General features: G+C 41.2%; 11 protein-coding genes and 1 riboswitch. Of the genes, 2 read left to right on the forward strand and 9 right to left on the reverse strand.

The window, feature by feature from the left end; all coding sequences use genetic code 11:
• Window positions 1–153 precede the first annotated feature (153 nt).
• Window positions 154–618 (reverse strand): ROK family protein, encoded by a 465-nt coding sequence (locus WKU33_RS13195; protein WP_340455055.1) that lies wholly within the window; start codon window positions 616–618, stop codon window positions 154–156.
• A 270-nt stretch (window positions 619–888) separates the two neighbouring features.
• Here WKU33_RS13195 and WKU33_RS13200 point away from each other — a divergent pair, with 270 nt between their 5' ends.
• Window positions 889–1452 (forward strand): Uma2 family endonuclease, encoded by a 564-nt coding sequence (locus WKU33_RS13200; protein ID WP_340455085.1) that lies wholly within the window; start codon window positions 889–891, stop codon window positions 1450–1452.
• A 207-nt stretch (window positions 1453–1659) separates the two neighbouring features.
• Here WKU33_RS13200 and WKU33_RS13205 read toward each other — a convergent pair whose 3' ends face one another.
• Together WKU33_RS13205 and WKU33_RS13210 are read right to left on the reverse strand one after the other, a co-directional pair.
• Window positions 1660–2439, reverse strand: coding sequence for a Cof-type HAD-IIB family hydrolase (locus WKU33_RS13205; protein WP_340455057.1), 780 nt, complete (start codon window positions 2437–2439; stop codon window positions 1660–1662).
• A gap of 51 nt (window positions 2440–2490) precedes the next feature.
• A complete protein-coding gene (locus tag WKU33_RS13210; protein WP_340455059.1) occupies window positions 2491–3450 on the reverse strand; it encodes a LacI family DNA-binding transcriptional regulator in 960 nt (319 codons plus the stop codon).
• Window positions 3451–3809: 359 nt separating this feature from the next.
• Here WKU33_RS13210 and WKU33_RS13215 point away from each other — a divergent pair, with 359 nt between their 5' ends.
• The gene (locus WKU33_RS13215) at window positions 3810–5096 is read left to right on the forward strand and encodes an MFS transporter (protein WP_340455087.1); all 1287 of its coding nucleotides are present in this window, start codon (window positions 3810–3812) and stop codon (window positions 5094–5096) included.
• Between the two features lie 40 nt (window positions 5097–5136).
• Here WKU33_RS13215 and WKU33_RS13220 read toward each other — a convergent pair whose 3' ends face one another.
• The 6 genes from WKU33_RS13220 to WKU33_RS13245 all read right to left on the reverse strand — a co-directional run bounded on the left by WKU33_RS13220 (window position 5137) and on the right by WKU33_RS13245 (window position 12703).
• Window positions 5137–6786, reverse strand: a complete 1650-nt coding sequence (locus WKU33_RS13220) for an SLC13 family permease (protein WP_336253165.1) — start codon at window positions 6784–6786, stop codon at window positions 5137–5139.
• A gap of 523 nt (window positions 6787–7309) precedes the next feature.
• The gene (trpB, locus tag WKU33_RS13225) at window positions 7310–8473 is read right to left on the reverse strand and encodes a tryptophan synthase subunit beta (RefSeq protein ID WP_336253166.1); all 1164 of its coding nucleotides are present in this window, start codon (window positions 8471–8473) and stop codon (window positions 7310–7312) included.
• Window positions 8474–8564: 91 nt separating this feature from the next.
• Complete coding sequence (locus tag WKU33_RS13230) at window positions 8565–9152, reverse strand: cob(I)yrinic acid a,c-diamide adenosyltransferase (RefSeq protein ID WP_336253167.1); 588 nt, start codon at window positions 9150–9152, stop codon at window positions 8565–8567.
• 48 nt (window positions 9153–9200) lie between these two features.
• Window positions 9201–10685, reverse strand: a complete 1485-nt coding sequence (locus tag WKU33_RS13235; protein WP_336253168.1) for an adenosylcobinamide amidohydrolase — start codon at window positions 10683–10685, stop codon at window positions 9201–9203.
• 10 nt (window positions 10686–10695) lie between these two features.
• Window positions 10696–11721: a FecCD family ABC transporter permease gene (locus WKU33_RS13240; RefSeq protein ID WP_156856563.1), complete on the reverse strand. Its 1026-nt coding sequence runs from the start codon at window positions 11719–11721 to the stop codon at window positions 10696–10698.
• Complete coding sequence (locus WKU33_RS13245; RefSeq protein WP_336253169.1) at window positions 11711–12703, reverse strand: ABC transporter substrate-binding protein; 993 nt, start codon at window positions 12701–12703, stop codon at window positions 11711–11713. The genes WKU33_RS13240 and WKU33_RS13245 overlap by 11 nt, the downstream gene beginning before the upstream one ends.
• 112 nt (window positions 12704–12815) lie before the next feature.
• Window positions 12816–13002, reverse strand: a riboswitch (cobalamin riboswitch).
• Between the last annotated feature and the right edge of the window lie 252 nt (window positions 13003–13254).

The following is a 13254-nucleotide window of genomic DNA, read 5'->3' on the forward strand; positions in this document are numbered from 1 at the left end:
TTTGTAAATGATGACGTGAACTTGCAAAAAAACGCCGCTATGGATCGTAAAATAGTGCCGGGAGAGAGAATGGTCACAAAAAAAGTTCCAAGCATATTGCTTAGAACCTTCTTACTTACCGCTTTGACTAGTTATGCCCCGGCTTCTTTTTCTTCAAATAATATTCTTTTTTACGAGATAAGCTGCGCCAATAATACCGGCATCATTCCCTAGTTCAGCTATCTTTATTTCACATACTTCGCTAATTCTTGGTAAACTATGTTTTCTGAATGCATTGGTTACAGGCTCAAGCAATTGTTCCCTTGCGTTTGATACTCCTCCACCGATGATAATTTTTGAGGGGTTAATTAGTGTAGCTGCACTCGCTAGCGCGTAACCTAATACGTCTGCCGTTCGGTCTATAATCTGTTTACAGCTCTTATCCCCCGTCTTTGCCATATAAAAAATAGCTTCCGTATCTATGTTTCCATTCCGATTATAATAAGAAGCCAAGTTGCTTTCGGGAAATTCCGCCATTAATTCCATCGCTTGACGAACGATTCCAGTAGCTGATGCAATTGTTTCTAAACAACCGGTACGTCCACAATTATAAAATCTTGTTAAATGAATGAATTTCATCTTTGATATTTTATAGTCACTATGATAAGCTTTTCATCAATATAGAGTTAACTCGAGGTGTAATATAAAGATAAAGAGGAAACGGAAATGACTTATTCGATCAGTGAAGGGGCAACTAAATTGAATCTCACTGTATATAACTACAAAATAACGGAATTATTCGATGTGGCGAATCTCAAATAAAGAATCCCTATATAACTTTGGTAACACATTATGGGAATAATGATTTAAAAAAGTTATAAGTATTGTAAAAGTAAGGGGGGATAGGGTATCGCTGTAAAGAAAGAAGAAAGTGCTTTAACCTATAGCGAGTATCTGCAAATGAATGATGATATTAGGTATGAAGTGATAGATGGTTACATTTTTTACATGTCACCTTTTCCAAGTGTGAAACATCAAAGGATCAGTGTAAAGATCTCAACAGAATTTGATAACTATTTAAGAAAAAAAGATTGTGATGTTATTCCGGAAATCGATGTTTCTCTCGAAGGGGCAGATGATACAACAAAAATGAAAGAGTGGTTCCGGCCTGATATCTCGATTATATGCGACCAGGATAAAATAAAGGAGAACCACATTGCTGGTGCACCCGATTTAATCGTTGAAATTTTATCAAAGTCTACGGCAAAGGCTGACAAAATGATTAAATTTAATCGTTATCAAGCTGCAGGTGTGAAAGAATATTGGATTGTTGATCCAGCTCACGAAACTGTTGATATCTATTTGCTGCAAGATGGCTATTTTGTTCACAACGGGACATATATAAGCGAAGAGACGATTAGGGTCAGTATTTTCGACGATTTTTCTATTGATCTGAAGAATATTTTTGTTTGAAAAAAGCAACTTTGGCTTGAAGTTGCTTTTTTAATATGAGTCCTGTTTAATAATTTACTTTATAACGTAACCAAACGGCATTATCCTCTAATTTTTGCACATCAAGTATTGCGGACGAAAACGGCTGAATCGTTGACAAAGGCTCTGAAGCTGTTCGGATTTATAACCATACCAAGAAGTTATGTCTCAGTATCCCTAACTCTTCATTCACAACAAACCTGTCATCTTCAGACCATGATAGATACCGTCATCATCAACGGAGTGCGTAACATACTTTGCAGCTAACTTTATCACTTCTTCTGCATTTCCCATTGCAACACTGTTCTCAATAGAGGTTAACATTTCCAAATCGTTCAAGCCATCACCAAAGGCATATTGTCTTTCGCGCGGAATCTCAAGTTTTTCAACCATTTTTTCAATCCCTATAGCCTTCGATCCGCCCTTTGGAACGACATCCACTGATACAGGATGCCATCTTACAAAATCAAAATCTTTAAATTCCCTTTCATACTGTTTTTCCTCTCCTTCTGCACAAAATAGCAGCGTTTGGTACAGCGCACGATCTTGATAATAATAAGGGTCATGCGTTGGGAATTGGTTAATTTTTAAACTGGCAATACTTTCGTTAATATACGGATGTTCCGGGACATTTGCCCGCATATCTTCGTGATCCATATACACAACGGGATGATTATTGTGTAGGGCTTTCTCTGTAAAGTTTAGCAGAGAAGACTTATTTAAAGGATTCGTATAGATCACTTCCCCCTCTAAAACGACGTATTGTCCGTTATAGCTCACATAAGAATGAATCCCCAACTCTTCCCGCAAATCAGCATACATAAATGGAGCCCTTCCTGTAGCAATCGCGACTACATGACCTTTTTCTTTTAATTGAAATATTGCTTCTTTTGCTGTGGCTGGCAACTCTTTGTGATGGTCAAGCAATGTCCCATCTATATCAAAGAAAATTACGCTTTGTTCAGTCACTCTCTTCTCTTCCTTTCACCTGGCAGATTTATCAAGAAATAAGTTCAGTTATTATACTGTCCCTCTTTCAATCAACTTCTCCTTAAACTCATGATGGGATACCTTTTCACCTAAGGCTTGACGAAAAAGGTTTTTCCCCATTTCCGTTAATGGAATTTCAATGGTCGTTATATCCATTATCCCAGCAATCGCTTCGTTATTAAAGCCAATAATAGCTAAATCCCCTGGGATGGATAGTTCATTCCGCTGACTACTTATAATCATACCTGCTGCAACTTGGTCACTTGTTACCAACATGGCAGTCGGCGTTTTTTCTATTCTTTGTATTTGATCGATAACTCTTTCCCCATCTTCAACATACAGGCATTGATCAATAATGTATGCTGGATTGTAGGGTAAATGATATTTTTCATGAAAATCCTTATATGCATGCTGCCTCACCGAACTACTCGTTCCCGACCTCCTGCCAATACAATATCCAATTCTACGATGCCCCTTCTCGTATAAATATTCTAGTGCATATTGGAAAACTTTATAATGGCTGATATAGGTTGTCGATAATGACTTGCTCTGAACATCTTCGCATAAAATAATTGGACCATACTGTGTATGCCTTTCTATCATGGACAAATCACTTGCTCTTGAACAAATAATCAATGCATCAATTTGCTTTTGTTTTAACAATTGCAGTGCTTCTATCTCTCTTTCCTTTTTATACCCAGTTTGGAACAATACGATTTTATAATTCTCTCTCATTGCCTGATTTGCTATTCCTTTTAATATTAGAGAGAAATAGGAATGGTCGGTAAAGGGCAGAACCACACCAATCAACATTGTTTTTCCTCTACTTAAATGAACTGCATTTATATTCTTTTGATAGTTCAGTGCTCTAACTGCTTCTTCAACAGCTTTTCTTTTCTCATCGCTCACATAGGGATGATTGTTTAACACCCGGGAAACAGTAGTGACGGACACCCCTGCCATCTCGGCCAAATCTTTAATATTTGCCATTTACTCACCCTACTTCATCAGTACTTACAACGAAAGATTAATTCTAGTATAAGTTATGAAATGCATTTCATGTCAATCTGTTACTACTATTTTGAACCTCTTATGACTGTAATCACGAGTTTTCTTAGTTTAATTAAAAATAACCCTTGCTCTGAAAAGCGTTTCATAAGATAAGGTTTAATCAGAAGGAGATCTTTTAAGCTCCTTTGACAAAAGCTGATAGAATATCGGCGTGACATTCTTTTAGGCGTAACGGTGTATATCAGCTTTTATCCTATATACACATTTGCTGGCTGCCAATAATAATAACTAAAAACCCCAGCATCTATAGCGAAGTCTTTGAAGAGACTTCGCTTTTTATTCTTTCAATATTTATTTACATATGCGCTATAATAGATTATAAGACAACTGTATTAATCTACATAAGGAAGTGCATAAATATGGTTTTAAAAAAATACACCACGCAAGATATCTCTTTCTGGCGGATTACAATCAGCCTCGCACTTGCTTCATTCTTTGTCTTCGCGAGCCTTTATGCGGTTCAGCCGCTCCTGCCTCTATTCGTTAGGGAGTTTAATGTGACGGTATCCGAGGCCACATTAACATTATCTTTGCCTGTTATCGGACTGATTATTGGACTGATTGTAATCGGATTTTTATCTGACAGATTAGGCAGGGTCGCTTTTATCAAGTATTCCTTAATCATAGCTGTCATCCCTTTTTTCTTCATCCCGCTGTTGGATGCCTTTTCACTTATCGTCATCCTACGATTCCTCCAAGGGTTTACGTTAGCCGGACTCCCAGCAGCTGCTTTAGCGTATATTAATGAGGAAATTGACCGGCCCCACATTGGAGTTGCCACAGCGTTATATATAGCAAGTAATGCACTCGGTGGGATGGTTGGAAGAGTGATGGCTGGTTATTTATCCGATCGCTTTTCCTGGGAAGTTGCTTTTTACAGTTTTGCTGGGTTAGGTCTGATTGTCGTGATACTAGTTTTCTTATTCTTACCTAAATCACGCTTTTTTCAACCTAGTGATCTCTCTTTCCGTAGAGATATTGAAGGAATGCTCGTACATTTTAAAAATCCGAAGCTGCTAACCGTTATTGGGATGGGGCTCATTTTGCAGCTTGCTTTCACTTCTGTGTGGACATTTTTACCATTCCACTTGGAAGCTGAGCCTTATTCTTTATCTGTAAAAACGATCTCCTATACATTTTTCGCCTACGGATTTGGTGTCTTCGGGGCACCGTTTGCTGGTTGGTTGGCTGGAATATTTGGTCTGAAGCGTGTACGGATAGCAGGAATATTGGTACTGTCCGCTGGAATATTCATTACGCTCAGTCCCCCACTACCACTCATCATTATCGGGTTATGTGTGATGTGTTTAGGTTTCTTCACCGCGCATTCGTTAACAGCAAGTACGGTTGCAGAACAGGCTACACACCATAAGGGAAGTGCTGCAAGTCTTTATTTAGTTGCTTATTATATTGGAGTCAGCATGGGGAGTACTGTAGTTGGACCGCTTTGGAACCTTGCTGGCTGGAATGCAGTTATCATTTTCGCTGGAATCTTGCCAACTGCATACTTAGGATTGGTTATGATCTATCAGAAGCGGGCTGAAAATAGAAGTATGGAAGGTTGATTGCAAAAAAAGAGATGGATTCGTATCCATCTCTTTTTTATTATTTAAAACTATCCGGGAAAACGGTAATATCAATTCCAAGTGCTGCCGGAAGCACATAATAGCAAGTCAAGGTTATTAAAATAATCGATGCAATATTCAAGAAGAATCCTGCTTTTGCCATATCGACAATCCGCATATAACCCGTTCCAAAGACAACTGCGTTCGGTGGTGTAGCAACCGGCAGCATGAACGCACAAGATGCAGATAGTCCCGCCGCAACCATTAACACGAGGGGATGAACATCAACCGCAAGAGCAAGTGCCGCCATAATTGGATACATCATCGTAGCAGTTGCTGTATTTGATGTAACTTCAGTCAGTGCATTAACAAGGGCTGTTACAGCTAGAATAATTAATATAATATGAACGCCTTGCAAACCGATTAACTGTGATCCAATCCATTCTGATAATCCAGACGTTGTGAAGCCTGCTGCAATCGATAGACCACCACCGAAAAGAAGTAGGACACCCCAAGGTAGTTTCACCGCACTCGACCAATCCATAATATGGCTTGCTTTTGTACTCTTCGTCGGAATGAGGAAAAGGACAATAGCAGCAAGAATTGCAATCACCGTATCATCAATATTCGGATTGATTTTTTCTAAAACAAAAGTACGTGTAATCCAGGAAAGCGCTGTCAGAACAAAAACAATGAAAACAGCTTTCTCCTCATATGACGCTTTTCCAAGCTTTTCTTTTTCTTGATCAAATATTGCTTTCCCACCCGGTAAGTCCTTTAACTCGGTAGGGAATGCCATTTTCGTTAAATAGAACCAAGCGAAAAATAATAAAATCCAAGCAAACGGGACCCCAAACAGCATCCAGCCCGCAAAGGAAATTTCATAACCGAACAGTTCACGGAGCGTACCGGCTAAAATAGCATTAGGCGGTGTTCCAATAAGAGTCGCCATTCCGCCAATTGAGGCAGAATAACCAATCCCAAGCATGATTGCTTTACCAAAGGAGAAATTCCCTTTTGACGTATCGACTTTCGGGTTATCTTTCAAGGCATCTTGTACTTGATATGTAATCGCAAGTCCAATCGGAATCATCATCATCGCTGTTGCCGTATTGGAAATCCACATAGAAAGAAAACCGGTTGCTACCATAAATCCTAGCACAATCCGGTCTGGCCTCGTTCCCATAACGGATATGATATTAATCGCGATCCTTCTGTGTAAATCCCATCTTTCCATCGCTAAAGCCAAGACAAACCCACCAAGAAACAAGAAGATTGTATCATTTCCGTAGGCTGACGTCGTGGCTTTCATATCTAAGCCGCCTGCTAGCGGGAATAAGATAATTGGCAGCAAGGATGTCGCCGGAATCGGAATTGCTTCGGTAACCCACCATGTTGCAATCCAAGCAGTACTTGCAAGAATCGCTTGTCCCTCGCTTGATAATCCGTCAAACGTTAAGATGAACTTAAGAAGAATGAATAATAGCGGTCCGAGAATAAGACCTGTTATCTGGGCATTAGTGTACGGCCGCTTTCCGCCATTTCCTTTACCACCGTAGCCACTCTTTGTTACATCTGGTTTCTTTACTTTATTTTTCTCTATTGCGTCTCCCGGCTTTACGAAAAAGCGAAACATGTCCTTCACTTGATCATGTTTTTCCCAAAGCCAACCCCAAGTTGCTGAAATCATGATGCTCCCCCTTTTATATAAAAATATAAGTCTAGTTTAAATGTATTTTTGATAAAAAGCAAGTTGTTGTATATCAGTCGTGAGTAAGTCCTGTGTACGTATCGACGCTTATTTTTATAGATTCCCCCATGATGTATAACAAGTTGGAAATGCTGAAAAATCTGTGTTTGGTAGTATTCTAATCGATTGAAATACAGAGATTAACATAAGCGCGAGGGAAAGAGATTGGTCATAAATGACCGAAGAGAGCAATCCGCTTCATTCGAGTGATTAGACAGCTTAAGTGAAACTTCATTCAGTGGGTTTTCTTACCTCCCCTCTGAATGTTAGTTGAGCAGAATCAGGGATTTACGAACTGTATATCCCCCACGTTTAAATGTTGGGCTTCCCTCCTGTTTAGAGGTGGGGGTATTACAGACCGTTAATACGTGATAAAACCATAAACGCCATTTCTCTTCACCAATGCAGGCGTAAAAAAAGAGCACGAAACTGCATCCATGCTCTTTTCTCCCAATCTGCTATTCTATTTCAACATCTCAAATACTTGCTCCACGTCTTTATCGCCCCGGCCAGAAAGATTCACGATAATCACATCATCCTGCCCTAGCTCTTTCGCAAGCTGAATCGCATGACTTACTGCATGGGAGCTTTCAAGTGCAGGGATGATTCCTTCCGTTTTCGATAACTCTTGAAAAGCTTCCAATGCTTCTTCGCCAGTCACACTCACATACTCCCCGCGACCGGTGGCATGCAGATGACTATGCTCTGGACCGACACCTTGGTAATCGAGCCCAGCTGCAATCGAGTCGGTTGGTAATGCTTCACCATCCTCATCTAATAACGTTAAGGAACGATAACCATGGAATATTGCCGGCTTCCCTTTCGAAATGGAAGCTGCCTCGGCAGGTTCAACACCAATCAGTCGTACAGAGTCTTCATCAATGTAATGAGCGAAAGCACCGATTGCATTACTTCCGCCACCAACACAAGCGACGACAGCTGCAGGGAGTTTCCCTTCCTTCGCCAGAATCTGACGTTTCGATTCTTCGCTGATGACAGATTGGAAGTATTTTACCATCTCGGGGTATGGATACGGGCCTACTGCCGAACCGATTAAATAAAAGGTCGTTTCGTGATTAGCGACAAGATCAGCAAATGCTTCATCCACCGCTTCCTTCAGACGTCCCCACCCTTTATCGACAGCTACGACTTCAGCCCCGAGGAGTTCCATCCGGAATACATTCAAGCGTTGTCTTTCAGTATCTTTTTTACCCATATAAATCGTGCACGGCAGTCCGACCATCGCACAAGCAGTCGCTGTCGCAACACCATGCTGACCTGCTCCAGTTTCCGCTATAATCCGCTCTGCACCGGTTCTCTTCGCTAAAAGAATCTGTCCGAGCACATTATTAATTTTATGGGCCCCTGTATGATTCAAGTCTTCACGCTTCAAATAAATTTTAGCCCCACCGACTTTTTCAGTCAGATTTTTCGCAAGGGTTAGTGGATTCTCACGTCCAACATACTCTTTCAAATAATACCGATATTCCTCAAGAAATTCGGGATTATCCTTATATTTCTCAAAAGCTGCACCAATTTCGTCTAAAATATCCTTCAAATCTTCCGGGACAAAGCTTCCTCCGAAATCACCAAAGTAACCTTTCTCTGCTACATTCTCTTTACTCAACTCTACTCATCTCCTACATGAAATTTCAAGATTCTCTTCATTATAAATAAAAAATGAAATAATTCAAGATTGTATTATAACTTTACTTTTTTCACTTTTTCCTATTACTGCCACGAAAAACCCTTGCACTGCGGGCATACTCCACATCCGCAACTTGCAGGCGAGAATTAACTACACGGGCTGCTGCAAAGAAATAATCAGATAATCGATTCATATACTTTAACGGAATTGGATCTAAATCTTCTTCCCGCTGATAAAGTTTTACAATCTGTCTTTCCGCTCTTCTTGCCACTGTTCTCGCAACGTGTAAATATGCAGCGGCCTCCGTTCCGCCTGGGAGAATAAATCGTTCAAGCTCTGGTGCCTCGTCTATTAAGACATCCATTCTCTCTTCCAAATACGTAATCATATCTTCAGAAAGCTCGTGAGGACGTTCTTTTTTCGATACATTAGAAAGCTCAGTTCCGCAGTCAAATAATTCATGCTGAATTTTTTCCAAATCAGCAATGAGGTCTTTGAACGGTTCTTTATTCTTATTGAGCCCAGCTACCGCAAGACCTACAAAAGAATTCGTTTCATCAATTGATCCGTAAGCTTCCACCCGAATATCATCCTTCGTCGTCATTCCACCTATTAACGCGGTCTTTCCTTTGTCACCAGCCCTTGTATACAGTCTCAAATGAATCGCTCCTTTTTTTGTTTTTATACTCTCAAGCAAACGTTTGATTTACCCCTGCTCAGCTGTTTTTTTCCTCTTTAACGTTTTGGAAATGGCCCTCTTCATTTCTTGATAAACAGCATTTCCTATTAGAGCACCTAACTCCGTCGCGGTTCCAGCATAATCCAATTCCTTCCCTTGTTGGGTTGCGGCAATTAAAATACTGTCTGTAGGAGTTCCTGTTGCGACCGTACCTGTCTTCCGGTCTTGAATAGCGAGGTCTCTTAACACTTGAGCCTTCGCCTCCGTTGCCGTGATCGTTGCCTGAATAAAGGCTTCTTCCGTTAAACTGCCATTTACAAAAACCCATGTATTAATCGTTCCCGGAGCAACTGGACCAACAAGCGGCTTTGCTCGTGAGCTGTCCACCGCATTTCCAACACTCGCTGTCACAACAACTAAGATTGAAAAACCATTACCCTCATAAATACCAAAACTGTAATCTTCCAAGACAATTGCCGTCATCATTCCAACCGTCTGAGCCGGCGGGAAACCTCGCCCTTTTAAATAAGCTCGCATTTCCTTCCGGTGATCATTACAATAATAATTCTCATCGACATGCCGATTGACAAAGTATTTATACCAGCCAATCCCTGCGCCAACGATACCAGAGGATATCGTTTTCAGCGGGAGATCTGAATGGAGTACGATTTGCTCTGTACTAAAAGAAAGGTTTGTTTCATCAATTGACCACAGTTTTTTTCCCTGCCACGTCTTCTTGCTTGGCATTAAATGCAGCTGTGGCTTGGCTATTTTAGAGTGGGCCTGCTTAATGACCTCTGTATCGAACACCGAGTTAATCAGTTCCTCAGAAAGCACTTCATCTGGATTTTCCAACGCTTTTGCTTCGCCCTCATCCATTAAAAGCAGGCGATCACAATAAAGGCTCGCAAGGTTTAAGTCATGCAAAATCGCCACGACTGTGAGGCCCTTTTCTTTTGCACTTTTTCTGAGCAAATCAAGCAATTCTTTTTGATAGGCTAAATCAAGATGGTTAGTTGGTTCGTCCAAAAGAAGAACTTTCGGTTGCTGCACGAGAGCTTGGGCCAGGAATATTCTCTGCTGTTCTCCTCCAGAATGTTCCATCACCGAGGTGTCCGCAAATTCAAGGATGTTCGTTTGCCGCATGACACGCTGAACGATTTCCTCATCTTCTTTTGTCCATGATCGGAACAAGCCGCTATGGTGCGCATAACGACCAAGTGACACCATTTCTTTTACTGTATAAGGAAAAACTTGGGGAGTGAGTTGGGGTAAGACGGCGATTTTCTTAGCTAATTCTTTCTTAGAGTAATCGGCAATGTTTCTCCCCGCTACTTCAATTTTTCCCTGTTGCAGATCGAGCAGTCCACTAATCATATTGATTAAAGTTGTCTTCCCACTGCCATTTGGTCCTAGAATTCCAAAAAACTCTCCTTCATTTACGGAAAAACTAATGTTTTTTACAATCTCTTCACCATCATAGCCACCCGAGGCATTTTTAATTAAAAGCATGGTTCACCTCTCAACTTCTTCTCCGTTGTTTAATTAATATTATCGCAAATACCGGTGCACCTACTAAAGCTGTAATCACTCCGACAGGCAATACTTGAGGTGAGATAATTGTCCGCGATAATAAATCGGTCAATATAAGAAAGCTCGCTCCAATAATCATCGACAACGGCAACAAATGGACATGATCAGAACCCCATAGCTTTCTAGTTAAATGCGGGATAACTAAACCGACAAAGCCAATTGTCCCGGATACGGCAACCGCTGCACCTGTGAGGATGGAACCAGCAATAAGAATAAGCATTTTCCTTTTGCCAACGTCAACGCCTAAATGCTGGGCCCGTTCTTCGCCAAGCGACATCGCATTCAGTTCTTTTGTATTCATTAATAAAATGAGTGAGCCAAGAATAAAGAAAGGGAGAATGATTCCAACATAGCGCCAGCCTCGCATCGATACACTGCCAAGCAGCCAACCGATAATCTGCTGCAACTCATCCCCTGTTAAAGCGATAATTAATGAAATAACCGACCCTAAGAACGCGCTGAAAATGATTCCCGTAAGAATAATCGTTTCTACGCGCATCGTCCGGTCAATTTTTCGTGCAAAGTAAAGCACAATTATAATGGTCGCTAACGCTGTTACAATGCTTAAAAACGGCAAAGTAAACATCCCGATAACCGGTAGTGATATTCCGAAAAACAATGTTGCAACAGCACCAACGGAGGCCCCAGAAGATACTCCAAGAATATATGGTTCCGCGAGCGGATTCCTTAGCAGTCCTTGGAAGGCCGCTCCCGCAATTGCGAGTGAGGCCCCGACAAGTCCTGCCAACAGTACTCGTGGCAAACGAATCTCGTATACAATACTTACATACATTGGATCGACATCAGCACCAACGGGTAAGCGAAAGGCTTCGCTGCCAATCACTTTAACAATATCAAGAATCGGGACGGATACACTGCCAATCGAGATGGCAAAAAGCATCGCTCCAATAAGAAGCGTAAAAGAAATTCCATATTTTGTTACATTACTCTTCATCAAACAGCTCCGGATAAACCGCTTCAGCTAATTCTTTTGCCCCTTCTGTGAGTCTCGGACCGGAACGAGTAATCAAATCAGCATCAATATCATAAACTCTTTCATTCGTAACTGCTTCAACTACATCAAAACCATTTCGCGAAAGAACCTCTTCTTCTGGATTTTCAATATATGCACCGTAGGAAGTGATGATGACATCCGGATTCAGTTCAATGATTTCCTCTGGATCAAGCGCGAGCCATCCTTCATGCTCACCAGCGGCATTTTCAGCATGAATCATTTCCAACAGCTCATGAATAAACGTATGCTGACCTGCTGTATAAATATCCGGTGCAGGGGAATTTTCAAAGAAAACTGTCCGTATATCTTCCTCAGCTATCTCGGATGTAAGCTCACGAATCTCTTCAAATTCTGCTTCCATTTCCGCAATCAGTTCTTCTGCCTCTTCTTTAGAACCGATAACTTGTCCAATGGTTTCAATCGTCTCGTAAGTGCTCGCAATATCCTGCGCATCTTGAACGACGAATACTGGTATACCTGCAGTTTCAAGTTGTTCGAATGCTTCCTGTGCACTGCTCACCCCTAATTCATGGGCGAGGACAATATCCGGGTCAAGGCTAAGGATCAGTTCCACATTCAATTCCATGCCGCCAATTTTTTCAATTTCCTGTACTTCTTCCGGATAATTATCATGATCCGACACACCGACTACCTTATCCCCTTGTCCTAAAGCAAATGTAATTTCCGTATTGCTCGGGATCAATGAAACAATCCGCTCCGGTTCTTCCTCAAGCGTTATTTCATTATCTATTGCATCTGTGAGTGTCAGTGGATAATGATCACCGTTCGTTGACTCTTCTTCAGTTGTTTCATCTTTACCTGTATTTCCAGTTGCATCTTCATTGTCTGTCGCGCCTTGTCCGCAAGCAACTAGCAGACTAAGTAAGAACGCGAGCAGCAAACCCTGCCATAATCTTTTCATTTCCATTCCTCCAATAATAAATTCATTAAAAAAAGCATCCCACACAGTGTGAAGATGCTTCAGTAAATAGGTATACATCCATATAGACCCATCACCTGACTATCCTCGTAGTGCTGGCGTTACAGAATAGGCAGGTCTCCTGGCTCATGCTCATCACTCCGCTGCACCTTCCCATGCATTTAACGCACAGTGGTATTTACAGCTCGTTCGCACATACAGTGGCGGGACCGCGTTGGACTTACACCAACTTCCCTTTTAAGAATTCAACAATCGAATCCACCTATTTCTATTGCATTTCATTTTATCAAATGAATCTATATCATATCGTACACCTTTTTCATGTGAAAGTCATCTTTTTATTCTTGCCCGGGCAAGAAGGCAAATCAATATCTTATTTAACTTTTTCTATCGAGGATATTGAATGAATGGAAGAAGGATTCTACCATTCCTCAGCAAACTGCATTCTGGGTGTTTTCCCATTCGAAGGAGCGGAATGCGATGTAGGGAAAATAAACTGCGGTTGCTTTCCCTTGTGAGGAGATAGAGAGCTG

It is taken from the genome of Oceanobacillus sp. HCA-5259 (assembly GCF_037892815.1).
GTDB classification, from domain to species: domain Bacteria; phylum Bacillota; class Bacilli; order Bacillales; family Amphibacillaceae; genus Oceanobacillus; species Oceanobacillus indicireducens.

Bases quoted from the DNA above. Each gene is read 5' to 3' on its own strand.
- WKU33_RS13220 (WP_336253165.1), bottom strand. From the start codon at position 6,786: ATGATTTCAGCAACTTGGGGTTGGCTTTGGGAAAAACATGATCAAGTG.
- WKU33_RS13235 (WP_336253168.1), bottom strand. From the start codon at position 10,685: ATGCTTTTAATTAAAAATGCCTCGGGTGGCTATGATGGTGAAGAGATT.
- WKU33_RS13245 (WP_336253169.1), bottom strand. From the start codon at position 12,703: ATGAAAAGATTATGGCAGGGTTTGCTGCTCGCGTTCTTACTTAGTCTG.
- WKU33_RS13240 (WP_156856563.1), bottom strand. From the start codon at position 11,721: ATGAAGAGTAATGTAACAAAATATGGAATTTCTTTTACGCTTCTTATT.
- WKU33_RS13210 (WP_340455059.1), bottom strand. From the start codon at position 3,450: ATGGCAAATATTAAAGATTTGGCCGAGATGGCAGGGGTGTCCGTCACT.
- WKU33_RS13195 (WP_340455055.1), bottom strand. From the start codon at position 618: ATGAAATTCATTCATTTAACAAGATTTTATAATTGTGGACGTACCGGT.